Annotated in this window: 24 protein-coding genes; 9 read left to right on the top strand and 15 right to left on the bottom strand. The window is 41.4% G+C overall.

The genetic code is table 11. The features are described 5' to 3' along the window. Positions 1–47: 47 nt before the first annotated feature. On the bottom strand, positions 48–2,147 hold the full coding sequence (gene ppk1 / locus E0F88_RS06070) for a polyphosphate kinase 1 (RefSeq protein ID WP_131957318.1): 2,100 nt from the start codon (positions 2,145–2,147) through the stop codon (positions 48–50). A 141-nt stretch (positions 2,148–2,288) separates the two neighbouring features. Between ppk1 and E0F88_RS06065 the strand changes: the two genes are divergently transcribed. Further along, the gene (locus E0F88_RS06065; protein WP_131957317.1) at positions 2,289–3,311 is read left to right on the top strand and encodes an aldo/keto reductase; all 1,023 of its coding nucleotides are present in this window, start codon (positions 2,289–2,291) and stop codon (positions 3,309–3,311) included. Positions 3,312–3,358: 47 nt separating this feature from the next. Here E0F88_RS06065 and pyrE read toward each other — a convergent pair whose 3' ends face one another. Together pyrE and E0F88_RS06055 are read right to left on the bottom strand one after the other, a co-directional pair. Then, positions 3,359–4,000 carry an orotate phosphoribosyltransferase gene (pyrE, locus tag E0F88_RS06060; protein WP_131957316.1) on the bottom strand — a complete coding sequence of 214 codons (642 nt, stop codon included), beginning with the start codon at positions 3,998–4,000 and terminating at the stop codon, positions 3,359–3,361. 1 nt (position 4,001) lies between these two features. Continuing rightward, the gene (locus E0F88_RS06055; RefSeq protein ID WP_131957315.1) at positions 4,002–5,303 is read right to left on the bottom strand and encodes a hemolysin family protein; all 1,302 of its coding nucleotides are present in this window, start codon (positions 5,301–5,303) and stop codon (positions 4,002–4,004) included. A gap of 102 nt (positions 5,304–5,405) precedes the next feature. Here E0F88_RS06055 and E0F88_RS06050 point away from each other — a divergent pair, with 102 nt between their 5' ends. Then, a complete protein-coding gene (locus E0F88_RS06050) occupies positions 5,406–6,095 on the top strand; it encodes an NUDIX hydrolase (RefSeq protein ID WP_131957314.1) in 690 nt (229 codons plus the stop codon). A 145-nt stretch (positions 6,096–6,240) separates the two neighbouring features. On the opposite strand, the gene coaD is transcribed toward E0F88_RS06050, so the two are convergent. The 4 genes from coaD to E0F88_RS06030 form a co-directional block, all read right to left on the bottom strand. Then, a complete protein-coding gene (gene coaD, locus E0F88_RS06045; RefSeq protein WP_131957313.1) occupies positions 6,241–6,723 on the bottom strand; it encodes a pantetheine-phosphate adenylyltransferase in 483 nt (160 codons plus the stop codon). A gap of 57 nt (positions 6,724–6,780) precedes the next feature. Further along, on the bottom strand, positions 6,781–7,683 hold the full coding sequence (locus E0F88_RS06040) for a DUF3822 family protein (RefSeq protein ID WP_229213688.1): 903 nt from the start codon (positions 7,681–7,683) through the stop codon (positions 6,781–6,783). Between the two features lie 30 nt (positions 7,684–7,713). After that, on the bottom strand, positions 7,714–8,190 hold the full coding sequence (locus E0F88_RS06035; protein WP_131957312.1) for an NUDIX domain-containing protein: 477 nt from the start codon (positions 8,188–8,190) through the stop codon (positions 7,714–7,716). 133 nt (positions 8,191–8,323) lie between these two features. Beyond that, complete coding sequence (locus tag E0F88_RS06030) at positions 8,324–8,746, bottom strand: CBS domain-containing protein (RefSeq protein WP_131957657.1); 423 nt, start codon at positions 8,744–8,746, stop codon at positions 8,324–8,326. A gap of 162 nt (positions 8,747–8,908) precedes the next feature. Between E0F88_RS06030 and E0F88_RS06025 the strand changes: the two genes are divergently transcribed. Then, the gene (locus E0F88_RS06025) at positions 8,909–10,336 is read left to right on the top strand and encodes an ATP-dependent DNA helicase (RefSeq protein WP_131957311.1); all 1,428 of its coding nucleotides are present in this window, start codon (positions 8,909–8,911) and stop codon (positions 10,334–10,336) included. 2 nt (positions 10,337–10,338) lie between these two features. On the opposite strand, the gene E0F88_RS06020 is transcribed toward E0F88_RS06025, so the two are convergent. Further along, positions 10,339–11,289 carry an L-threonylcarbamoyladenylate synthase gene (locus E0F88_RS06020; RefSeq protein WP_131957310.1) on the bottom strand — a complete coding sequence of 317 codons (951 nt, stop codon included), beginning with the start codon at positions 11,287–11,289 and terminating at the stop codon, positions 10,339–10,341. A 206-nt stretch (positions 11,290–11,495) separates the two neighbouring features. Between E0F88_RS06020 and E0F88_RS06015 the strand changes: the two genes are divergently transcribed. Both E0F88_RS06015 and E0F88_RS06010 read left to right on the top strand, forming a co-directional pair. Further along, entirely contained in the window at positions 11,496–13,235 is a 1,740-nt protein-coding gene (locus E0F88_RS06015; RefSeq protein ID WP_131957309.1) for a GMC family oxidoreductase, read from the top strand. A gap of 27 nt (positions 13,236–13,262) precedes the next feature. Continuing rightward, a complete protein-coding gene (locus E0F88_RS06010) occupies positions 13,263–13,892 on the top strand; it encodes a gluconate 2-dehydrogenase subunit 3 family protein (RefSeq protein ID WP_131957308.1) in 630 nt (209 codons plus the stop codon). 93 nt (positions 13,893–13,985) lie between these two features. Here the strand turns inward: E0F88_RS06010 and E0F88_RS06005 are convergent, their stop codons facing one another. After that, entirely contained in the window at positions 13,986–15,599 is a 1,614-nt protein-coding gene (locus E0F88_RS06005; protein ID WP_131957307.1) for an ABC-F family ATP-binding cassette domain-containing protein, read from the bottom strand. 92 nt (positions 15,600–15,691) lie between these two features. On the opposite strand from E0F88_RS06005, the gene E0F88_RS06000 reads away from it, so the two are divergent. Next, complete coding sequence (locus tag E0F88_RS06000) at positions 15,692–16,369, top strand: lysoplasmalogenase (RefSeq protein ID WP_131957306.1); 678 nt, start codon at positions 15,692–15,694, stop codon at positions 16,367–16,369. Between the two features lie 35 nt (positions 16,370–16,404). On the opposite strand, the gene E0F88_RS05995 is transcribed toward E0F88_RS06000, so the two are convergent. The 4 genes from E0F88_RS05995 to folP all read right to left on the bottom strand — a co-directional run bounded on the left by E0F88_RS05995 (position 16,405) and on the right by folP (position 19,998). Next, positions 16,405–17,679: a lactonase family protein gene (locus E0F88_RS05995; RefSeq protein WP_131957305.1), complete on the bottom strand. Its 1,275-nt coding sequence runs from the start codon at positions 17,677–17,679 to the stop codon at positions 16,405–16,407. Positions 17,680–17,938: 259 nt separating this feature from the next. Then, the gene (gene rpsT, locus E0F88_RS05990; protein WP_131957656.1) at positions 17,939–18,202 is read right to left on the bottom strand and encodes a 30S ribosomal protein S20; all 264 of its coding nucleotides are present in this window, start codon (positions 18,200–18,202) and stop codon (positions 17,939–17,941) included. Between the two features lie 105 nt (positions 18,203–18,307). Continuing rightward, entirely contained in the window at positions 18,308–19,111 is an 804-nt protein-coding gene (cdaA, locus tag E0F88_RS05985) for a diadenylate cyclase CdaA (RefSeq protein WP_131957304.1), read from the bottom strand. A 29-nt stretch (positions 19,112–19,140) separates the two neighbouring features. After that, positions 19,141–19,998: a dihydropteroate synthase gene (gene folP, locus E0F88_RS05980; protein WP_131957303.1), complete on the bottom strand. Its 858-nt coding sequence runs from the start codon at positions 19,996–19,998 to the stop codon at positions 19,141–19,143. A gap of 113 nt (positions 19,999–20,111) precedes the next feature. On the opposite strand from folP, the gene E0F88_RS05975 reads away from it, so the two are divergent. Genes E0F88_RS05975 through E0F88_RS05965 form a run of 3 tightly spaced genes read left to right on the top strand, consistent with a single transcriptional unit; the run spans position 20,112 to position 22,319 of the window. Next, a complete protein-coding gene (locus E0F88_RS05975; protein WP_165940004.1) occupies positions 20,112–20,657 on the top strand; it encodes a DUF1599 domain-containing protein in 546 nt (181 codons plus the stop codon). A gap of 48 nt (positions 20,658–20,705) precedes the next feature. Then, positions 20,706–21,797, top strand: a complete 1,092-nt coding sequence (locus E0F88_RS05970) for a BT_3928 family protein (RefSeq protein ID WP_131957301.1) — start codon at positions 20,706–20,708, stop codon at positions 21,795–21,797. Between the two features lie 18 nt (positions 21,798–21,815). Continuing rightward, the gene (locus E0F88_RS05965) at positions 21,816–22,319 is read left to right on the top strand and encodes a shikimate kinase (protein ID WP_131957300.1); all 504 of its coding nucleotides are present in this window, start codon (positions 21,816–21,818) and stop codon (positions 22,317–22,319) included. A gap of 57 nt (positions 22,320–22,376) precedes the next feature. Here E0F88_RS05965 and E0F88_RS05960 read toward each other — a convergent pair whose 3' ends face one another. After that, a complete protein-coding gene (locus E0F88_RS05960) occupies positions 22,377–23,939 on the bottom strand; it encodes a hypothetical protein (protein WP_131957299.1) in 1,563 nt (520 codons plus the stop codon). A gap of 131 nt (positions 23,940–24,070) precedes the next feature. Beyond that, the gene (locus tag E0F88_RS05955) at positions 24,071–25,378 is read right to left on the bottom strand and encodes a hypothetical protein (RefSeq protein ID WP_131957298.1); all 1,308 of its coding nucleotides are present in this window, start codon (positions 25,376–25,378) and stop codon (positions 24,071–24,073) included. Positions 25,379–25,558: the final 180 nt, after the last annotated feature.

Genomic DNA, 25,558 nt, shown 5'->3' with positions numbered 1-25,558 from the left:
AACTGAATGTAATATTTATAAAAAATATTCTACCCGGGAGAATAAATTTATTCGTTTTTGCGACTGCCTGCTGCGTTTTTTTCCAACTTCTCTACCAGTTTATAATTGGCATCCTGCGCTCTGAACTTCGCCCGTGTATCTTCCGTAATTCGTAAATTATTCTGATACATATCCAGTCTTACAGATTTCTGATTATCATTCAGGTAATTTCTCAGCACTTGTCTTATTTGATTCTTCACATTTTCATCCAAGACCGGAAAGCAAATATCTATTCTGCGATGCAGGTTGCGAAACGTCCAGTCACAGGAAGAAAGAAATACCTCGTCATTACCGCGATTTCCAAAATGAAAAATCCGGGTATTTTCTATGTAACGGTCCACATGCCTGCTGACAACAATGTTATCGCTAAGCGAAGGCAAGCCGGAAATAAGACTACAGCTTTCACTGATAATTATGTGAACAGGTATTCCAGCCTGACCTGCCTGATATAATTTATCGATAAGAATATGGTCCTGTAACTGGTTAACCTTAATTGTAATAAATGCCTTTAAACCCGCATTAAAATTAGCTATTTCTCTGTCAATCAAATCCAAAAGTCTCTTTTGAAGATTGAACTGCGTAACCATCAAAAAATTAAAAGGGAGGTATTTGTACTTCTTTGGCTCGTCCTGTGTAAACAAATAACCGAATAACAATTCGAGTTCGTTGGTTAACTCACGATGGCTCGTCAGCAACGCATGGTCAACAATTTCCCGGCTTGTTAATCTGTAAAATCCCCCTGTGCCTAAAAATGCATAACGCTCCCACCCTTTCTGAATTTTACGTTTTACAAGCGCCATTTTCGCATGAACTTTTAACCCTGGTAAGCTCAGCACGATTTTAACACCGGCATCACGCATACTCTTGGACCAATGCAGATTTTCGTGTATATCAAGTTTACTATTCAGTTCGATGTAAGTTATCACACGCTTACCATTTCGCGCAGCACTTATTAAAGAATTGAGAATAAAAGAGTTAGGACTTATCTTGTAAAGTGAAACATGGATTTCCTTTACAAATGGATCTGTCGCTGCTTCATTAAAGAAACGCACAATAGGCTCAAAGGAACTGTAAGGCAAATGAAAAAGCTGATCCGCTTTCTGAATAGTCTCGAATATGGATACCTGATCTTCAAAGTCAGGGTTACGTAGCGATTTTTGAGCCGAATAATCGAATTTCCTGGCCAGTGCAGGAAAACGAGTCAGATCCTGCATAAAAAGATAGGGTCCTCTCTCATGAAATTCATTCATCGGAATGGCCGCTTTGCTAAAAAGATAGCTGCGCATTTCCAGAGGCATACCTGTTTGGTAAAAATATTGTGAAGGCTGCACAAAATTTCGCTTCTCCAGCTGTTTTAAAATGCGCTGTGAAATCTGGGAAGAATACTCATCTTCAATCATCAGCTCGGTATCCCTTTCAGCCCGGATCGCATAACTATCCAGAATGTCATAGCCCGGAAACAGGATCGATAGATTTTGCTGTATGATATCCTCAATAAATGCGACGTATTTTCTGCCTTCTATTTCCGGAAGTTCAAGGAAGCGACCGAACGGTTCGGAAGGTATGTTAACAGTCGCATACCAGTCTTCGGTATGACTTTCAGGACGATTTAGCTTTACCACCAGGTAAAGTTGCTTTGTTTCGAAAAACACAAGCTTCGAATTCCGCCTTCCATCCATAAAAATCGGCTGGAGGTGTCGGAAGAGTTTATTGATAAAAAACTTTCGGATAAAAGACAGATGTTCTGCGGCAAACTGCTCCTGGTAATACAAATGCACACCCTGGTCATGTAATGCGGGCAAAATACTGCCGGTCAGAATATCGTTAAATTCCCGAAGCTGATTTTCAAGAGTTTCGTAAACATGTTCGAGCAGCGACTGAGGATAGATATTGAGCTTCGACCTTATATCGCTGCTTACCTCGCCCATTGCCAACAAGTTTGGAATCCGAACCCGGTAAAACTCCTCAGTCTGATATGAATACAAACCGAGAAACCGCAATCTTTCCCTTAAAGGCACACTCTCGTCATTCGCCTCAAGCAACAAACGGTAATTATTGGAAAGCCAGCTTAGGTTTATATCAAAGTAAGGATAAGCAACGTCAATCATTTTTGCAGTCAAAAAAGATTAGAATTTCGACACAATATAAAGACATTTCGTGGGTAAGGGTATAACTTTGTAACATTAAAATAACGGCTTATGGTAATGTACCACCGTTTTATATGCGATTAAATCAGTAAATAATAACCTATGCGCTATCAATTATTAGGCCGTTCAGGGCTACGTGTTTCAGAATTATGTCTGGGAACGATGACTTTTGGAACAGACTGGGGATGGGGTGCCAACAAGCAGGAAAGCTTTAAAATTTTTGAAACTTATGCCGCCGCCGGAGGCAATTTCATAGATACGGCTAACAGATATACGGAGGGATCATCGGAGAAATTTGTTGGTGAATTCATTGAGAATGACCGTGATCACTGGGTATTGGCCACTAAATTTACGCTTAAAGACCGGAACGATGATTTAAATTTTGCAGGAAATCATCGTAAAAACATGATGCGTTCAGTCCTTGCCAGTTTGAAGAGACTAAATACAGAATATATCGACTTGTTGTGGGTTCATTTGTGGGACAACACAACACCCACGGAAGAGGTAATGAGAGGGCTAGACGACCTGGTTACCCGCGGTCTTGTGAATTATATCGGAATTTCTGATACGCCTGCCTGGATCGTTTCACAGGCTAACACCATTGCTGACTTCCGTGGCTGGAACGCCTTTGCAGCAATCCAGTTCGAATATTCATTGTTACAGCGTACTCCGGAAAGAGACCTGATTCCAATGGCCAGAGCACTCGATCTGGCTGTTACTCCATGGGGGACAATTGGCGGCGGCGCATTGACCGGAAAATATTTGCGTGAGGAATCCGGAAGAGTACCGGAAGATAGCCCCAGGAGAAATGAACATAGTAGTAAAATTGCCCAAACTGTGGTAGAAGTCGCTAATGAACTTGGCGTAACACCGGCTCAGGTTGCTGTGAATTGGTCAAGACAGCGTCAGCAGGTAATGATTCCGATTATCGGAGCATCAAAGGCTACACAGTTGCAGGATTCTTTAGGATGTCTGACATTCCGGATCCCTGATGAACTGCTGCTAAAACTAAATGAAGCGAGTAAAATCGAACTTGGTTTTCCTCACGAATTTTTAAAGTCCGACGGAGTGAAGGAAGAAGCCTTTGGCGGCATGTTCGAAAAACTGGATAACCACCGATTATAGATATTTTAAAATGACAGCAAACGAAAAATCTGCTGTCATTTTAAAGTTTATTTGGCCCACTGATCAGGACTCAGTCTCCATTTATTCAGACTTTCAAGCTGGGATTCTGTCACGTAATTATGTTCCAAAGCGGTTTCTATCAAAGCTCCGTAATTACAGATCGTACTTAGCTTCACATCTTTTTCACGGAAATTCTGTTCAGCAATTTCAAAGCCATAAGTAAAAATGGCCGCCATTCCTGCAACCTCAATTCCAGCCGAACGAAGAACATCAACCACTTTAAGAGAACTTCCGCCTGTTGAAATTAGATCTTCAACGATGATAACAGACTGACCTCTTTCCAAACGCCCTTCAATCTGGTTTCCCATACCATGTTTTTTCGGCTCAGGACGGACGTACGCAAAAGGCAGTTCGAGTATATCAGCCACCAATGCGCCCTGAGCAATGCCCCCGGTTGCAACACCAACCACAGCCTGAACATCCGGATACTGCTGACGAATCATTTCTGCAAGAATTTTCTTGATGTAAGTTCTCGTGTCGGGATAGGATAAAGCTACACGATTATCGCAGTAGATAGGTGACAACCATCCTGAACTCCACTGAAATGGCTCGTCGGGACTTAATTTAATTGCTTGTGCTTCCAGAAGTAATTCCGCTACACGTTTGCTGGTATCTTGATCGTTTGGCATTTTATTCTTCCTTATCTTCTTTTTTGTTGTTAATAATAAGCAGTTTATCAATCCGGCTTCGATCCATATCGACGACTTCAAATTCAAAATGTTTCCAGCTGAATTTCTCACCAACTTTTGGTATGTTTTCCAAAATGTGTAAAACAAATCCGCCGAGCGTGTTAAAGCCATCCAGAGAACGCCTTTCCGTTTCCGGCATGTTCAGACTAAAATATTGCAGAAAGTCATCAAATGGCAATTGCGCATCAACAAGGAAACTTCCGTCCTCTCTTTTTACAATCTCGGATGCTTCCTCAATGTCTTCCGAAATATCTCCTACCAATGCATCCATAATATCATGCATGGTAATTACACCCAGCAAACCGCCGTACTCGTCTACAATTATTCCAAAGTAAACACGCTGTTCTTTGAATTTTTCCAAAGCCTGATAAGCCCGGTTGCTCTCAGGCAGATAAACAGGTTCCCTAATGATTGCATTAATATTTGAAAGTTGCTCCTCAATATTGGTGGCTATCAGGTCTTTAACATAAATCAGACCCACTACATCATCCACGGTATCTCGGCAAACGGGATATATCGAGTGACGGGATTCGAAAATCTTGGCCTTGTTTTCTTCTATTGTATCTTCTATATCCAGCCAGACAATTTCCTGACGGTTGGTCATCAGCGAAGTAACTTTTCTGTCGCCTAACTGAAAAACGTTATGAACAATTTCCTGTTCAATTTCTTCAAAAACACCGCCGGATGTCCCTTCCTGAATCAAATTCTTTATCTCTTCCTCTGTAACCGAATTTTCGCTTTGTTTGATATTCAATATTTTAATGATCAAATCACTTGAAAAACCTAGCAAACTGATAAATGGTGCAGTAATCTTTGAAAGGAGGTTCATGGGTGTGGCCATAAACGTCGAAATGGCCTCAGGATTAGCCATTCCGATTCGCTTGGGTACCAGCTCTCCTAAAACCAGGGATAAGTACGTAATAAAAACCAGAACCGTTCCAACCGCAAGCGTATGGCTGTATGGCTTGAGAATAGCAAAGCCTGCAATGAACGCTTCAAAATCGGAAGTGATGTTGTCACCACTGTACATACCGGTCAACAATCCGATGAGCGTAATACCTATCTGGACCGTGGAAAGAAACCTTGTTGGAGAATTGGCCAGATGCAGAGCGGCCTTTGCGCTTGAGTCGCCGTTTCTTGCTGCTGCTTCCAGACGGGACTTTCTTGATGAAACAAGTGCGATCTCAGACATGGAAAAGATACCATTGAGAAGCACTAAAAGTAAAATGATTAGGAGTTCCAAGAACAGTTTATTTATTAATACCACAAATTTATCAATAATAATCACTGTCTAAACTAAACTCTTTACTTAATTTTGCCCGGGAATTAACATAATACCTTCTAAATGATTATTTTCTTTGACGATCGTCCTTTCAAAATTGTTAGGACAAATCAGCTTACTGAGGCTGAAACAGCACAGTTTGACCGTATTGTGGATTTAAGACTGACCAAACTTCAAAAGAGTATCCTGTCCGGCCATGTTCTTTTTCTCAATGCTACGGCAGCCACGGTTGTTCAGCTTATTGAGCAACTTGAGAAGGAAATGCCTGCCGACCTACTTTCTATAACGATGGCAACACGTGAAAAGTCAGAAGTGGAAGAAAAAATCAAAGGTATGTTTAAGGTAATAAAGGCAGCCGGCGGTGTGGTAATTAAGGATGGGAAATGGCTTTTTATGTTCCGCAGAAAAAAATGGGATCTGCCAAAAGGCAAACTTGACAAAGGCGAGAATTCCAAAGAGGCAGCTGTGCGGGAAATTCGGGAAGAAACTGGTGTCAAGGCGGTTATTCATGACAAAATTTGCACAACCTGGCATACATACAGTCTAAATAACAACAGGATTTTAAAACGTACAAAATGGTACGTTCTTGACTGCAAAGATGATTCGGCTATGGCTCCTCAGGCAGAAGAACAGATTGAAAAACTGAGCTGGCTGACCCAGTCAGAAGGCCAGTCTATTCTGGTTAATTCATTTAGTTCAATCCGTTACGTAGTCGAAAGTTTACAAAAAATGCAGGGCGTAAAGGAAAAATAATTACCTCTACCAATGTAAGCTACCGGAATAAATATATCTCAAAAGAAAAAACCAATGATCTGCAAAGACTTAGCTTTTAAGTTCATTGGTTTTTTCTTATTTCGAAAGTTGAAGACAACCGATGATGTTAGTTCGTAGCAGTTACCTACATTTCTTTGTTCAGTTTATTCAGTTCGGATAATGAGTAAGGCAAAAAGTCATCCACATCCTGCCCGTAACGATGTAAATCCCGGATTATACTTGAACTGATCGGAGCGAGATTCGGAGAGGTGATTAAAAATACGGTTTCTATCTCAGCGTACACGTAACGGTTCACCTGCGAGATCCCGTTTTCATATTCAAAATCAGTAGTATTTCTAAGCCCTCTGAGCAGAAAAGTGGCACCAAGCTGCCTGGCGGTGTGTGCTGTGAGGTCGTCATATGTAATTACCCGCACATTTTTTTCATCTTCGAACGTCCGCTCTATCAGCTCCTTCATCACTTCCAAAGGAAAATAACGTTTTTTCGTCGCATTATTTCCAATTCCGATTACCACTTCGTCGAAAAGCCTCAGCCCCCGTAAAATAATATCTTCATGTCCTTTTGTAAACGGATCAAAGGATCCCGGAAATAATGCAATACGCTTCATAAGAGCTGATTTAAAGGTCATTAGGCCACTTAATCCTGAAAATGGCAGTTAAGCAATTCAGGAAGATACAAGATATGTGTTGAAAAGACCAAAATATCTGTGTCCGGCAATCTCCGCACACTGCGGGCTATACTTTAAAGTAGTCGGGCTCTTGCCGATCTGAAGGTTTGGAAAAAATTTGGATAGTTCCGCAAACAAATCCGAGGACGGTGACACTTCTCCATATGCTAAAACCTTAACCTCTTCCTGATGAAAATTTAGCTGGTTGAGAGTGAATAGCATAATATACACCAACTCCTGCGGCTGTGTGAACCTGAATCGGTTACAGAGTATCAGCTGCTGACCTTCGCTGACGATTAACGTAAAATAATCTTTTTCAAAAAAGGCAGAAACAATTCTTATTTCCTGCTGCTCGGCATGACTGACAAGTGAGCCGATAATCAAAGGACTTGTCAGGTGATAAAATGTAATATTTGAATTTTGGAAATGATTGATCATCCAGTCGTACCAAAGCTTTGGAATACTGAAAACATTATAAGCATGCACAATCGGCAGTTCATGGTAAAGTACGCGTTCATCTGCCGGAACTGCGTCTCCCAGCGAAAATTTAAGATAATCACCTGCCGAATCACTGTCAAAAACCAGCTTGGGAATTAAGCTGAATGCATTTGAATTGACAGCAATTCTAACGTTTTTCCAGTGGTTTGATGACCAAAGCAAATGACCAGTAAAGATTTTTTTCAGCCGTTCAAAAACATCGCTTTGACTTAAAACCATATCAAAACTGTAATCTTCCAGCCAGATGCATTCCATGTTCTCGTCCCGGATAATACAGAACCTGATACGCCTTTCATCCACTTCAATGCAGAGTGTACAAAAAGGTATCGAATCGGAGTCAAATGAATTATCTCCTACCAAAAGCGTAGGTATTATTTCAATTGCCTGGTTATCAGCTTGCATCAGGTATTTCTATTTAACTTAATTTCTATTTTAAACAACACCACTCAATCTGAAGAGATCCTCCGGAGCACTGACCTTTCTGAATATGGCATGAACCGATTGATCCGGCAGTGCATTAATTTCTTTAAAACTTAAAAATCTTACTTCCTTAATAATCTGTTCCGATCCGGAAAATTCCGGATCTCTCCCTATTTCAAGCCCACCCTGCCAGGATAAAACATTAAAAAATAACTCGATTGCGTGTAAAGGTGGCCGAATGAATTCATGCATAAAAAGCATTCCGCCAACTTCGATAATTAAACCGGTTTCTTCTTTAAATTCTCTTTTTAAACATTCAGTCACACTTTCACCAAATTCTAACCCACCACCCGGCGGACTCCAGAATTCAGATCCGTAAAGAGCATGATTGATCAGCAATACTTTATCTTCTTTTATGCAGATGCCACACGCACGTACGCGTACTTTGTTTCCATACACCGCGGTTACGTTCTGCGCCGGAGTTTCCAATTGTCTGACCTTTTTTGGGGGGCAAAGATAGCCAACCCCGCACACATGACAAGCGGTTATTCACCGAACCCTCAAAAAGATTCAGTTTTACTTAAAAACACAAAATTTAAATTTATTTATAAGCCCGTTAACCCTAGGAATAAGGATTGCCCGATATGTAGCTTTCAAGCGATTTGATATGATCTTTTTGCTCTCTTATAATCGCTGAGACAATATCGTTAATTGAAATAATACCTACCAGTTCTCCATTTTGGTTTACAGGTAAATGCCGGATATGTTTGTCGGACATTATCTGCATACATTCTTCAATTTTTTGATCCGTTTCGACAGTAATCACTCGGCTTGTCATAACGTCCCGTATAAGTGTATCTCTGGAAGCCTTTCCTTTCAGGATTACTTTACGTGCATAATCACGTTCCGAGAAAATTCCGATCAGCAGCTCGTCTTCAAGAACCAGAACAGCACCGATGTTTTTTTCTGACATTAGCTCCAGTGCCTCATAGACTGTATTGTCCTGGGTGACGGAGTACAACGCATTGACAGGCTTGTTGCCCATTACTTGAAATACTTGCATAAAAGTTCAGGTTACTGGGTTGGAAAGGATAACTCAAAACCTAATATAGGAACTTAGTATATTAAAATGCAATTAATTCAAAGTATATTTTTGTAACCGTATCCAAACTTTGATATTCGGTTTCCTTGTCTTAGATTCGTTATCATGGAAACAAATCAACTTCTTCCTTCACAGCTTCTGGTCAAGCGGTTCCCTTTCAGACCCACCGAAGGGCAGCTGCGTTTCTTTCAGCAGACCAACGACTTTTTAATAGAGGAAAAAGGTCTGGAGCGTTACCGCGACTGTTTTTTATTAAAAGGATATGCCGGAACGGGGAAAACGACAATTATTAGTACCCTCATTAAAGTAATCAAAAATTACGGTTACAAATCTGTCCTGCTCGCACCAACCGGCCGTGCAGCGAAGGTTATGTCTAATTATTCGGATAAAATTGCACTGACCATACATAAGAAAATATATAAACAAACCTCGGATGCCTATTCGGGAAGTCTCAGCTTTCAGCGTCAGAAAAACTATCATGACAATACGCTATTTATTGTTGATGAGGCCTCAATGATAACAGACGAAGCCGAATTTGGTAACCGGAGTTTACTCGCTGATTTGATCGATTTTGTTTTTGAAAATCCGGGAAATAAATTGATGCTCGTCGGTGACGTAGCCCAGCTTCCACCTGTCGGACAGGAACTTAGCCCGGCTTTGGACAGGGAATATCTGGAAAAGAAATTTTACATGTCGGTCTTTCAGGAAGAACTGAAAGAAGTAATGCGTCAGGATGAGCAATCCGGGATACTTTTTAATGCGACGGAATTACGAAATCAGCTGGCTGAAAAGGAACCGGCGATAAAAATTACGACTAAGGCATTCCGCGACATGTTCCGCATGACCGGAGAAAAACTTGAAGAAGGATTAAGGTATGCCTACGATAAATTCGGTCAGGAAAATACTATCATTCTTACCCGTTCCAACAAGTCTGCGGTTCAGTATAATGAATATATCCGGCGAATGATCAATTTTTCGGAAGAAGAACTCGATGCTGGCGACAGACTAATGGTGGTGCGAAACAACTACAATATCCTGGATGAAGATTCTCCTGCCGGATTTATTGCAAACGGAGATTTTGTTGAGCTTTTAAAAATAAGAAAGACGCAGGAAATCCACGGTTTCCGGTTTGCCGACGTAATCCTGAGACTTTCAGATTATGAAAAACAGCCAGAATTTGATGCGAAAATAATTTTGGACACGCTGCACTCCTCCTCCCCTTCCATGACCAATGAGGAAAACAGAAAGTTATACGATAGTGTCCAGCAGGATTATTTTGATATTAAATCAAAAAAAGAAAGAATGGAAGCGCTGCGAAAAGATCCTTTTCTGAATGCGTTACAGGTTAAATTTGCTTATGCATTAACAACACATAAATCCCAGGGCGGGCAGTGGAGTGCGGTGTTTATTGATCAGGGCTATTTGCCGGAAGAACAAGTCAACAATGAATTTATCCGCTGGCTTTACACTGCCATTACCAGAGCAACAGATGAAGTTTTCCTGATGAATTTCCACCAGTATTTTTTCAAGTAAAGCTAATGTGCCGCGGCCCTTTTCAGACGATCATTTATGGCAAGTCCCAAGCCAGTCTCCGGCGCTTTTTCAGCCCAGATCTCTTCAATATCAAGTAAATCAAGCTCTCTTAAATAAGCAAACAAATTTCTTGCTGCTTCATTTAAATTGCCGGCCGGACTTAAAATCCGCTGATATTTGACAGCACCATTAGCAGTTTTTTTGTCAAACAACAACGCAGCCACCCCGCTTCCGGCAGACTCGATTTCACTTTTTGTTTTGATAAAAAAGGGTTTTCTCGGCGCATAATGACTTTTTAGCATACCCGGTGCCTGAGGGTTTGAAGAGGAATGTTTCATGATATTTACCTTGCCCACCACTCTTTCAATTTCATCAACAGAAAGTCCACCCAGCCGGAAAACTGTTGGAACATCATCTATAAAGCCAATAATTGTTGATTCTATTCCTACACCGCAAAGCCCGCCGTCCAGAATATAAGGGATTTTATCTCCCAGCTGAGCGTTCACATGTGCCGCTTCCGTTGGACTGATGTACCCAAATGGATTAGCACTTGGCGCAGCCAGCGGAAAATCAAGCTGACTAAGCAATTCCAGTGTTAGTGCATGATTGGGAATTCTGACAGCCACCTGATCCAACCCGGAGGTAACCAAATCAGGAATATTATTTTTCTTTGTCAAAAGAAGTGTTAACGGTCCTGGCCAGAAAGCTTTTGCCAGTTCCATTGCCTGCGGGGGAATTTCAGTAACGAAATCTTTTACTTTTTCCAAAGCGTCCGTGTGTATAATCAACGGATCAAAGGCAGGGCGATTTTTAACCTCAAAAATAGATAAAACTGCTTTTTCGTTAAATGCGTTTGCAGCCAAACCGTACACCGTTTCGGTAGGAATAGCCACCAGATCTCCTTTTAAAAGAAAATGTTTTGCAAGCGAAATGTCATTACCTGTTGTTGCCAAAATAACTATTTTTTCAAAGCGCAAAGGTACGGAAAAACGTTTTTAAAAATGACTGGTACATATTGTTATTATGATCGTACTATTTATATGAAAGATGGAGCGTTTAGATTCTTTTTAAATAGGTCTAAAATAATTTGCTTAAGCATCTGTTATAAGATCTGTGTTTATATTTAATGATTAAATGGTATTTAAACTAACCCTGTTTTATGTTTGAAATCAAAGAACAACCGGCTGTTTTTGATGTCGTTATTATTGGCTCGGGAGCGGGAGGTGGAATGGCAGCATATCAACTTGCAAAAGCCGGTGCCAAAGTAGCACTTCTGGAAGCAGGCGGGTATTTTGATCCTGCTGATCCTAAGTATATTACGCAACTAAAATGGCCATGGGAGTCTCCAAGACGCGGAGCAGGAAACCATCGTCCTTTCGGTGATTTTGACGCCGCCTGGGGTGGATGGGAATTGGATGGAGAACCCTACACGCGTAAAAGTGGCACACAGTTTGACTGGTTTCGGTCGAGAATGCTTGGTGGCAGAACCAATCACTGGGGACGGATCTCACTGCGCTTCGGACCAAAAGATTTTAAGCGTAAGAGCATAGATGGCCTCGGTGACGACTGGCCGATCGGTTATGATGATGTCAAACCATATTACGACCAGGTTGATAAGCTCATCGGCGTTTTCGGAACCGTTGAAAATTTGGACAACGAGCCGGATGGGATTTTTCTTCCCCCTCCAAAACCACGTCTTCATGAGCTTTTTCTGCAAAAAGCCGGTAAAAAAGCGAACATTCCGGTTATCCCGTCACGGCTTTCCATTCTGACAAAACCAATTAACGACCAGCGTGGCGTTTGCTTTTATTGCAGCCAATGCAGCCGCTCCTGCCAGGCTTATGCGGATTTCTCGTCTTCATCAGTACTGGTTATTCCGGCTGTGAAGACAGGAAATGTTACGCTCATCAACAACGCGATGGCGCGGGAGGTACTTACCGATCCAAATACAGGATTGGCAACCGGCGTATCGTATGTTGACCGTGAGAAACTGACAGAACATACTATAAAAGGGAAAGTGGTCGTACTTGCAGCGAGCGCGGGAGAGTCTGCACGTTTACTTTTAAACTCAAAATCTGAAAGACATCCAAACGGACTGGCAAATTCCAGCGGTGTTGTTGGACGATATTTGCATGATTCGACAGGTGCGTCCAGAGGAGCATTTCTTCCGCATTTGATGGACCGGAAACGGTATAATGAAGATGGCGTTGGCGGAATGCACGTTTATACTCCCTGGTGGCTTGACAACAAAAAACTGGATTTCCCACGTGGTTACCATATCGAGTATGGTGGTGGTATGGGAATGCCTGGTTACGGTTTTGGTTCAGGTATTGAAGGAATGAATGGCAAATATGCAACCTCTGCCGGTGTTATGAAACCTGCTGGTGGATATGGAGCTTCGCTTAAAGAAGATTACCGCCGTTTTTATGGTGCTTATATTGGTATGGCAGGAAGAGGTGAAGCCGTTCCGAGCTATGATAACTATGCAGAGATTGATCCCACGGTGGTTGACAAGTACGGTATTCCGGTTCTACGGTTCCATTATAAATGGACAGATTATGAAATTAAGCAGGCCAAGCACATGCATGAAACCTTTGAAGAAATCATTCATTCACTGGGCGGTGTGGCAAGCGGAACCAAGCCAGGCGCTGACACCAATTATGGTATTGCAGCTCCCGGGCGAATCATCCATGAAGTTGGAACCGTCCGTATGGGTGATGATCCGAAAACCTCTGCACTTAACAAATACTCACAGGCTCACGACGCTAAAAATGTATTTGTGGTAGACGGTGGTTCGTTTGTTTCTCAGGCAGATAAAAACCCAACCTGGACGATCCTGGCCCTGTCATGGAGAGCTTCGGATTACATTATTGACCAAACCAAAAAGAAAAATATTTAATCATCTGACAGTTAATTTCATCAGAATATGAAACGCAGAGATTCATTAAAAGCATTAACACTCAGTTCCCTCGGACTAGCCGGCATGAATCCGCAGGTTGCCATGGCTGAGCAGAGAGAATTGGACTCACCGCCTGAAACACCGATTAAAATTCCTGGCGGAAGGCAAAAAGAAGAAGCCATCCGGGATGCGAGATTGATGAAGGAAAAATTCTTTACCGTATCTGAGCTGGCAACAGTGAAGGTGCTTTGTGATATCATCATTCCAAAAGATGCAAAATCAGGAAGTGCATCAGAAGCTGGGGTTCCGGCATTTATCGAATTTATAGCAAAGGATATGCCGCAAAACCAGGTTCCGCTTCGGGGCGGTTTGAAATGGCTGGATATTGAATCGAATAAACGCTTTAAAAAAATATTTACACTTTGCAGCAAAGAGCAGCAGCTGCAAATTGTTGATGACATCGCCTATCCTGAAAAAGCAAAACCTATGTACAGCCAGGGGGTAGCATTTTTTAATCTGATGCGGAACCTGACAGCATCTGGTTTTTACACGACCCGTATTGGAATAGACGACATCGGTTATGTAGGTAATACGCCTAACGTTTGGGAAGGCCCACCGGCAGATGTGATTAAACAATATGAGAAGTATATAAGCTGAAATTTTAGTTTGGCAAAAACGAAAATACCCGCTGACTTTGTCCAACGGGTATTTTCATTATTTAAGTGTAAAAAGTCAAAAAGACCTTAATTTCTAATACAACTTCTGACGCTGCGCTTTCACGGTCTCATCTTTCAGGAAGTCGTCATAACTCATTAGTTTATCCAAAATCCCTTTTGGTCCGATTTCGATAATTCTGTTTGCGATTGTATGTACAAACTGGTGATCGTGAGAATAGAATAAGAGACATCCTGAGAAGTCAATCAAACCATTATTTAGAGCTGTAATTGATTCAAGATCAAGGTGGTTAGTCGGATCATCGAGTACCAAAGCATTTGCACTTGAAAGCATCGTTCTTGACAACATACAACGTACTTTCTCTCCTCCCGATAACACTTTTGCTTTTTTCAATGCCTCTTCTCCTGAGAAAAGCATCCGGCCAAGGAAGCCACGAATAAAACTCTCATCTTTTTCTTCGGAATACTGACGCAGCCAGTCGACCAGATTCATATCAACATCAAAAAATTTCGTTGGATCCTTCGGAAAATATGATTTAGTAATTGTAACTCCCCAGGTGTAGGTTCCTTTATCAGCTTTTTCAATTTCGTTGATAACATCAAAAAAGCCACTGATCGCATTCACGTTCCGGCTAACAAATGCAATTTTATCACCTTTGTTAATATTAAAACTCAGGTTATTGAAAAGTACCGTGCCGTCTTCGGCAGTCTTGGAAAGTCCTTCAACCCGCAGCAACTGATCTCCTACTTCACGTTCCGATTTGAATGCGATGTATGGATATTTTCTTGAAGATGGTTTGATATCGTCAATTGTCAGTTTTTCAAGCAACTTAGAACGGGATGTTGCCTGTTTAGATTTAGAAGCATTGGCACTGAACCTTCTAATAAACTCCTCCAGTTCTTTCCGTTTGTCTTCCGATTTTTTATTGGCATCCTGACGCTGTTTTAGAGCAAGCTGACTTGATTCATACCAGAAAGAGTAATTTCCAGAGAACATCTGTACTTTACTAAAATCAATATCAACAACGTGCGTACAAACTTCATCCAGGAAATGCCTGTCGTGGGAGACAACAATCACGGTATTTTTGAAATCAGCAAGGAAGTTTTCCAGCCATAAAACCGTCTCAACATCAAGGTTGTTGGTAGGTTCATCCAGCAAAAGTACATCCGGGTTACCGAAAAGCGCCTGTGCTAAAAGTACACGGACCTTATCACTACCATTCAGGTCACTCATATTTGCTGTATGAAGTTCATCAGGAAGGCCTAATCCGCTCAACAACTGAGCTGCTTCGGTCTCAGCTTCCCAACCGTTCAAATCTGCAAATTCAGCTTCCAGGTTTGCCGCCTTTTCACCATCCTCATCAGTGAAATCTTCTTTTTCATATATCGCCTCACGCTCCTTCATAATTTTATAAAGGCGTTCGTGACCGATTATTACGGCGTCCATTACCGTGTAAGCATCAAATTCAAACTGATCCTGTTTCAGGAAGGTCATCCTTTCGCCAGGGTTCATGCTAACCAAACCGGTTTGAGGTTCAATTTCGCCTGAAAGAATTTTTAAAAACGTCGATTTACCCGCTCCGTTCGCTCCAATCACTCCATAACAGTTGCCCGGGACAAATTTTATATTTACTTCATCAAACAAAACCCTTTTACCGTACCTGAGCGATACGTTCGAAACCGTAATCATCTTAAAACTATTTTTTATGAATGAAGCCGCAAAAATACGAAAATTAAAGGGATTTTGCATACCTTAATCTGCCTTAATCCTCCCGTTCTGTTATGAAAAGTCAACATCTTTTTGCCGCGTCCTATATTTTTATTACCCTGCTGGAAATTACTGCGGATATAACCGGACACTATTGGTTGGTGTATGTTACCAAGCCAATGATTTTAATATTACTCATGTTTTACGCACAGCTAGTGCCTGACCAGAGAAAGCCAGGTAACCGTAAATTCTTCCTGCCTGCGCTTTTCTTCGCCTTGTTGGGAGATATACTACTGATGATCAAAGAAACTGATCTTTTTATACCGGGGCTGGCCGCCTTTCTGATTATGCAGATTTTATATTGTATCAGTTTTATCTCAGATATTCGTCCTCCCCTTTCTTTCGCTTCCATATGGTCTAAAATTCCTTTCATTGTTTTTGCCCTGGCGCTTTATCTGATTTTGTTACCTACTTTGCCGGATTTAATTATGAAAGTTTCTGTGGCAGTCTATGCATACAGCATTGCAACGATGACCTGGCTTGCGTGGCTGAGGAAGACATCGGTATCGGCAAGTTCCTTTTATATGGTATTCGCCGGTGCACTGCTTTTTATGATATCCGATTCGTGCATCGCGATTCACCGTTTTTTGATTCCGATTCCGCTCAATACCGTTTGGGTTATGGGAACCTATGCTGCTGCACAGTATTTCATTATGATGGGTTATCTCAAAACAAAACAGGCCGGTGATTAAGCCGGCCTGTTTTACTATATATATTTTCTATACCATCAGGGAATCACACGAAGTGTATGTGCTCCTTTACCTACACTGATTTTAGCGACCTGCTTTTTTAGAGACGGCGTTTCTCCTTTTGTGACTGTCCAGAACTCAACACCACCTGCGCCGGTTCCGTATTCCAGATATTCCATCACCGATACGGCCAGGTTTGATCCGTCTTTATCAAAAACTACACTTTGAGGTGCAATACCTTCGAAAGGATAATCGGCAACTTTTGTTAAAGCGCCGGTTGCTCCTATTTTGTACAAAGTCAAAGCACTACCGGATCCCGCTCCAGCATCTGTCCAGGGAGAACCGCTTTTACCGGAACTAACTGCCGCGAGCAATGTTCCGTCTGGGCTTACGGCAAAAGAACTTGCATTAGAGCCAACGGCAGTTTGTCCTGCCACTTTGTGTTCTATAGAGCCGTCCATTGAAAAATCTATGACAAATATTTCTCCATCACCCGCACCTTTGCCCTTTGCTCCTTTTGAATCAACTACAAAATAATGTTTCCCGTCCGCCGAAAATTTCCCAAACGAAGGATCTGTTCCTACTTTAACAGGTTTACCAACCAACTCCACATTTTTTAGCTTACCCGCTTCTCTAATGACTCTGTACAATCCCACTTCATTGGCATTATCCAATGTGAAGGCAATAAAATCACCCGAAGGATGCCAGGTCAGGTCTATGATTTTGCTTGTTGAATCAATGCCTGCCGGTAAGTTCAGGAACCTTGCAGGCTTTCCATCCGCAGCGGCCTCAATAAATACCAGCTCTTTACCTTTATCGCTGGTAGAAATAATCAGCTCATTTTTATTTATATCAATTGATGTTGGCTTTTTTCCAACAGGAAAACCAAACTTGGCTTTTGGCCCAGCCATATTAGCAATATCTACCACATAAAGCTTTTCACCAACCGGAAATTCTGTTGCAGCATCTTTAAATTCGGTTACACCATCCTCGGGACGAACCCTGTTTTCAAGTACATAAGCAAGACCCCCTGTCGCAGGGACCGCAATGGTTTTAGAATATCCGAGGGCTGAGTTGGAAATAAGGGCTGTTCCCATTCCCGCACTACCTCTTTGAATAGGAAACTTAATTGTTGTTAACTGATCTTTGGCAGTATTATCTCTTAGCAGTTTACCATCAACCAATGCAGAAGCCGACAAATCTGCATCCGAAATTACCACCAGACCTTTTGCATTAAAATTAACGGGCGATTGGGCAACAGTAGGAACCGATCCCAATGCCACCAAACCGGCAAACAATGCTACTTTTTTCATAGATAAGAAGTTTAGTTAAATAAAGCTTGTTACTAGAACGCCAATAGTCGGCAAAAAAGTGAAGCCAATGGCGTTAAAACAGAATAAAAAAGGTTTTTGTTTGAAGCGCAATTTAAGCCGCCCTTGTTTAAAGAGCAAACTTAAACCGTATTTACACCGTTGCATCTGCCTAAATTAATCAGCGAGAATCCAAAACACCTGGCTATAAACAAGAAAACCCCGGTAAAAAATACCGGGGTCAGAATCCTGTAAAGATGTCTTATGCTGCGATCGCCAATCCGTTAATTAGCTTAGCTAATTTAGATTTTTGGTTAGAAGCTTTTTTCTTGTGAATGATATTTTTCTTAGCCAAACGATCCAACATAGAAGAAACAGTTTTGTATACTTCTACAGCCACAGCCTTATCAGTCGTTTCACGCAATTTCTTGATGTATGAACGGGTAGTTTTGTGTTGGTAACGATTACGCAAACGCTTTGTCTCGTTGGCACGAATTCTCTTTAATGCAGATTTATGATTTGCCATTTTATAATAATGATATTTTTCTTTCTCGAATTGGTTTGCAAAAATAGAAAAAGCTTCTTGAAATGCCAAGTAATGATGAAAAAAATATTGCTAACACATAAAATTTTATTTCGGCATACGCTGTACGTCTGACGAAAGATATTCTTCCAGCCGGCTTTGTAGCTCACCTATTGGAATATTACCATGTAGCTCACCTTCGACTGCCACTGAAATACGGCCGGTTTGCTCCGAAATCACAATCACCACGGCGTCAGTAGCTTCACTCATTCCCATAGCCGCGCGATGACGAAATCCAAGTGACGAAGGAACATCTACCCCATCTGCAACAGGAAGTACGCAGCGTGCTGCTTTGATACGGCCATCAACGATCACAATCGCGCCGTCATGCAATTCACTATATTGATTAAAAAGAGAAACGAGCAGCGGTTTGGAAACCCTGGCATCAAGGAATTCACCTGTTTCAACAAACTTACTTAAATCATCCCGTTTGTTTACCACAATCAGAGCACCAGTAAAATTAGCAGCGATCGTTTTACTGGCATCAACAATCTCTTTCAAATTCTTTGTTTTTATATCCAGAATTGAATTCCTAAGAATTTTTTTCAGGAAACCATTATTGGTGTGTATGGTTGATTTACCTATTATTAAAAGGAACCGACGAATTTCCTGCTGAAAAATAACAATCAATGCTACGGCTCCAACACCCATAAAATATTGTAAAATGGCCGTAAGCAAACCAAGCCCAAGCCCCTTTACAACCAGATAGAAGACATAAACAAACAAATAACCCAGAAAAACGCGGCTGGCAATACTTCCTCTTACCAGGGTGTAAACCTGATACAGAAGAACTGAAACCAAAAACACATCCAGGATATCCGCCCAATTAATATTCAAAAAACCCACACGCATAAAAAAATCAATATTATTTCGCGACTAAATTACTCTTTTTTCTCCATAGGTTGAGTAGCCATCCATAGTTTTACAGCTTCTGCCGCCGGCTTCACATCGTGCACCCTGAGAATAGAAGCGCCATTTTGCAAAGCTATTGTGTTCAATACTGAGGTTCCATTCAAGGCCTCACCGGCATTTATTCCCAAGGTTTTATAAATCGTTGCTTTGCGTGACAGACCAACAAGCAGCGGGTAACCTAACTGATGAAATTCAGACAGATTAGCCAGCAGCTGAAAATTTTGCGGAATGTTTTTGGCAAAACCAAAACCAGGATCCAACAAAATGTCGGTAACACCTTTTTGTCTTAACAAATCTATCTTTGACTTCAAATCCTTTATTACATCGACAACCACGTTATTGTATTCCGTGAGCATATTCATAGTTTCCGGTGTTCCCCGCATGTGCATAAGAATATAGGGAACGCCGAGCATCGCAACCATATCAAACATACTTTCATCAAGAATCCCTCCTGCTACATCGTTAATGATGTCTGCCCCCTGCTCTACCGCCCTTTTTGCAACCTCAGAACGAAAAGTATCAATAGATATGATCAAATCCGGGAAATTTTTACGCAACGGTCCGATCACGGATTCAATTCTTTCAATTTCCTGCGCAAATGAAATCTCTTCCGCACCTGGCCGGGTGGAATATCCTCCTATATCAATAATTGAGGCACCCTCCTGTTGCATAATGCCAACCCGCTCAATTACAGCATCCAGCGAAGTTACCCGGCTTTCGGCATAGAAAGAATCGGGTGTACGGTTCAAAATCCCCATTACGAGTGGTGTCGAGAGATCAATAAGCTCTCCCCTGACATTAATCGTTTTTTTATTAACTTGCGACATATAAAATCATTGGAAGAGAGGTCGCCGGCATATCATACCAAACCAGCAACACTCACCCATTCTTTATTGAAATTAAATATTGATAAATTACCAGGCTTAACATATTGCAAACCTTGAAATCGACAGAAGCGGAATATCAGGAAATCATTCAGTATTGCCAAGACCTTTTTGCAAAAAAAAATAAAGATTACGGAACTTCCTGGCGTATTCTGAGAATTCCGTCCATAACGGATCAAATCTTCATCAAAGCCCAGCGCATCCGTACAATTCAGGAAAAAGGTTTCCAGAAAGTTGATGATGATATTTCTTCTGAATTTATAGGAATTATTAACTACTGCGTGATGGCGCTGATCCAGATCTCGCTCGGTGATTCAAAAATAGAAATTGATACCGAGGGGCTGACGGATCTTTACAACGCGCAGGTGATTGAAGTTAAAGAACTGCTCTTTAATAAAAATCATGACTATGGTGAGGCATGGAGAGACATGCGTGTTAGCTCCATGACCGATATTATTCTGATGAAATTATTAAGAATAAAACAAATTGAAGATAATCAGGGCGTCACATTGGTTTCCGAAGGCGTAAAAGCCGGATATCAGGATATGATCAATTATGCCGTTTTTTGCCTTATAAAATCAAACGCATTACAAACCAATTAGGACAGTTTTCTGCCACAATTTGTCCAACTGGTTAACCTACTCCGGAAAATGAAAATTCTTGCACAAGCTTCCCGCGTCATAGTCGGTTTGTTATTTATCTTTTCAGGACTCATTAAGCTGAATGACCCTGTCGGTACCCAATATAAACTCGAAGAATATTTTGAGGTTTTTGCCGCCGACCTTCCAGCGTTACACGACTTTTTTATGTCGCTGGTTCCTCTTGCCTTGTATTTTTCTGTATTCTTATGTACAGCTGAGGTTGTTTTAGGAATTGCACTTCTGGTTGCTTATAAACCGAGAACAACCTCGCTTTTCCTCTTACTGATTATTATTTTCTTTACATTCCTTACATTTTATTCTGCTTACTTTAATAAGGTAACCGACTGCGGATGTTTTGGAGCTGCTATTAAATTAACACCGTGGACGTCCTTTGGCAAAGATTTGTTCCTGCTGGCTCTGATTCTCGTTCTGGTTTATTATAGAAAGAAAATCAGGCCGCTTCCAACAGGAATGATTGTGGTCATTTCAACAATTGCCTCACTGGGTATTGCCGTCTACGCACTTCGCCACTTACCTATTCTTGATCTTCTTCCTTATCGGGTTGGAGCCAATATTCCTGCGCAGACCAAACCGTCTGAACCTTTGCGGTACCTGTATGTTTTCGAAAAAGATGGAAAGAAGTATGAATATGAGCAGTATCCGACCGACACAACGCTCGTATTTAAGGAAATGATCGTTCTTAATGAAGATGCAAAAGCGAAGATTACAGACTACAAAGTTTGGAACGACGCAGGTGATTACACGGAAGAAACTTTTAAAGGCAAAAAGTTATTTTTGATCATAAAAAATTTCACCGATATCAACACTGCTGCTTTGCCGGACATCAGCAAATTGATCAACGGTATAAAAAACAAAGGCGTAGAACCCATCGTTCTGACATCGGGCGACAGCGGTGAAATAGTCGAATTTTTGAAAGAGCACCAGCTTACTGTGCCGTTTTATTATGTAGATGCTACTGTTTTAAAAACTATCTCACGATCCAATCCCGGTCTTTGGCTTTTAAAAGATGGTGTTGTAAAAGGCAAATGGCATTACAACGACACCCCGACGGCGGAAGATGTGATTGGGTTGGTTAAATAACTAGGTTTTGTTGGGTCAATGAAAAATATAATTCTTGTAGGAATGATGTCCTCTGGCAAATCCACCCTTGGAAAAAAGCTTGCGCGCTACCTTGGCTATCGGTTTGTTGATCTGGATAAACTTATTGAACATGATCAGGGCATGGACATTCCAAGCCTTTTTTCTCAAAAGGGAGAAACATATTTCCGTGAAATTGAAAGCAGAATATTAAAACAGACCATTCCCAACAACCGTCTGGTTCTAGCCTCCGGAGGAGGAACGCCCTGTTTTTATGACAATATGGATTTTATAAAAAATTCAGGAGTAAGCGTATTTTTAGACGTACCAGCATCAGAACTTGCGAGAAGAATAGAAAATCATGGTAAAGATGACCGCCCGATTCTGTCAGGTGCAACATCAATTGAAGCTGAACTGACAAAAAAAATTGAAGAACGACGACCTTACTACGCTCAGGCTGACGTAACGATTGAAGGCAAAACAGAGGTGACAGAATTGGTAGAAGCGATTTCTTCCTTTTTATAAAAATGGCCGAAATCGTGATGATTCCGGCCAAACTCTTGACAGTAGTTTAATTTCCTTTTAGAAAAAAGTACCCACTGATAAAACGACATTTACCGCCCGGTTGGAAATGTTAACTGACGAGTAATCTGCTGCGTTGTTTAACACATAAGGGGTATAAGCAGATTTGTAAGTATTTAAAGTTCCGGAGATGTCAGCAAAAAAACGGTTGCTTCGAACACCCACCCCGGCAGACAGCAATAATTTACTTCGATCGACGCCATCTGTATGAAGGTAAGGATCTGACAGATAAGCAATCCCAAGCCTGCCGCGAAATAATCCAGCCCTATACTCTCCTCCTACCCGTACATTCACACCACTTTTGTAAGTGTCCTGAATTTCAGTTTTATTATCATCATTAAATTCCTTATTTAAAGCATCATCAGAATTGAATTTAGTTCTGGCGCGCATCGCTCCATATCCCACGTATTCAAGTGAGCCGGTAATAAAGCCCTTATCCTTAAAAAAGTAAGTAAGCCCGGCTGAACCACGAAGAGGACTTGTAATGGAATACTCAAAATCATTGGGCACAAGGGAAACCATTTCTATGGTTGGTCCTACATCTTGTCCCTGATCATTTCGTATTGAACCGTTAATATAATCAGCTGTAACGTATTGATTGAAAGTCTCTCTGATGCGCATAAAAGTCGGAGACGTTAAAGCTCCGCCTATCTGAATTACAGGTGAAAATTTGTAAATGATTCCAAAAGTCGCATTCACTCCGTTGCCTGTAACTGTCAGATTTTCTCCTTTTACTGATGACCGAAAAACTGTTGGATTGACAAAGCTGTCTTCGAACGAATTAGTGTAAGAATATTTGATACGGTTAAAACCAACAGACCCGCCTACATAAAGTTTATCATTATAATTGCCGGCATAGGCCAAAGTCCACTGCGTATTTGCACCAGTCGCATCAAATTGACCGGACTGGTTACTAACCTTATCGCTGTCATCCCTTGCGTAAGGAGCACCAGAACCCTCGGTGGTCGAAATAAACTTTGTAGGATAAATCATTTGCAGATTATAGTAAGCATGATCCACATATCTTACGGTCTGCATGTTATCGTAAAATTCATCATCGTAATCTTTATCACTCCAGCCAACCCTGTCGGCATCCTGCACGACCTGATCTACGTAAGCACTTTTGTTATTAACCCCGGAATATCTAAATGAATTTTGTAAAGACTGCTGACGGGAATAGGAAATACCAAACGAAGATCTTTTCCACTTCCGTTGAAAATCAGGTTTACTGGTTATGATAAGAGAAGCATTGGAAACATTAAAATTAGATTTATTTGCAGACGTTGTATTTCCGATATACTGGCTTTCCGTATTAATATTTGACAACGACGGGCTTAGGGAAAACTCCGATCTGTTGTAAAAACCAAGTCCCGCCGGATTCCCGCTAATGGTAGCGGCATCTCCTCCCAAAGCTGTATGATTACCTCCCAGCGCCTGAAAACGGGCTGTCCCGGTCTGGTTAATTTCTGAATAACGAAATGCATCAGTTGCATACTGTGCAAAAACCGACGATCCCATTACTAAACTTAATACTAATCCTCCGCAAGCACCTTTTATTGTCATGATTATAAAGAAACTAAAAGTATATTTTGACTTCAATTTAAAGGAAAACCCTGCAAAATTATGACGTTTTGCAGGGTTTAAATGTATTCAATATTATGGGATTTTTATTCTGTTTAAGAATCAACCTAAGATCATCTTGGCCCTCTTGAAGAAGAACGTGAAGCACCACCCCCACCGCTGCTTGCAGGAGCACTTGGCGCACTGTAACTCCGTGACGGAGCACTATAAGAAGGCGTAGGTGCACTGTAAGTTCTCTGCGGAGCCGAGTACGATTCAGAACTTCTGCTAGGAGCAGAGTAAGAGTTTGAACTCCTTGAAGGACTGCTGTAATTAGACTGACTTCTAGCAGGGGAGCTATATGAACTGCTGCTTCTCGACGACCGTGGCGCTGTATAATTGCCCGATGCTACTCCGTCAGCAGAATAGTTGCTTGAAGAAGAACGTGGGCGCGAATAATATACATTGTTTCCTTCACTCGCAGTGCGGCCCGCCGATTCAGCACTTGTTCGGCCGCCTGAGTAAGAGTCCCCACGTCCGGAGGAAGATCTTCCTGTTCTCGGCGAACTGTAAGTATCATTACCGGAAGCAACACTGTTTGCAGCTCTTCTTGAACCTCTTTCACTCGTATTAGACGATGATCGATTGTTTACAAAACCAGAGTTGTAACGTTCGCTGCTTCTTGAACCAGCAGAACGCGGTCCGTAAGTACGGGACAGCCCCTGACGTTCATAGTTATTGTTTACAACGATAACAGGACGACTGTATGCCCATGGATTGTATCCATATCCGTAACCACCACCATAGTAACTATCGTACATTCCGTATCCGCCATAACCACCAAAACCATACATGCTACCATAAGGGCTATAACCAAACGGACTGTAACCAAAAGGATCATATCCAAACGGACTGTATCCCATCATGCTTCCGTAACCCAACATGCTACCATAACCAAACGGTGAGTATCCAAATCCGCCCATCATGGATCCCATCCCAAATCCCAGATAAGGGCTCATACGGAACATGCTCCCAAGGCCAAATCCGAAGTTCATACTAATGGAGTTTCCCGGCCAAAATGAACCTATACCGTTACCATAAGAAAGACGTGATGCCTGAGAGAATCCATCATTAAATCCCGCATTGTAACCTACATCCGTTCCGGAAGTAGCTCTGTTAATACCTCGTGAAGAAACATAAGATTCATCATAATAATCACTTGTTCCTGACTGCTCATCCTGCGTACTCGCGTAATCCGGATTATCTGTACGGGAAAGGGATTGTTCCGTATTGCGATAGTCATTTACAATTCCGGCACTTGGACCGCCACCGTAAAGATCATCATAACTACCTGATTTTGAAACGTAGTTATTGTTTGTACATCCCCAAGCTCCCAACAGCACTAACAAAGACAAATATTTTGCTCTATTTATCATAATCATGGCTTTAAAGGGTTAGAATATTTTTAGCTAAAATACGTATAAATTTTATTCCACACATGGTTACTTAACATCTATGTGGTGACATTAATTCCAAAGTTAACCAAAAAAACTATATTTGCAACGTCTTAAAAAGCCGGTATCTCATATTGTTATACTCCTTTACATTTATCAAATAATCCA

This window comes from Dyadobacter psychrotolerans, from assembly GCF_004349265.1.
Lineage (GTDB): Bacteria > Bacteroidota > Bacteroidia > Cytophagales > Spirosomataceae > Dyadobacter > Dyadobacter psychrotolerans.
The sequence above is the reverse complement of the archived record's forward strand: the minus strand, read 5'-3'. Positions and strand labels throughout refer to the sequence as shown.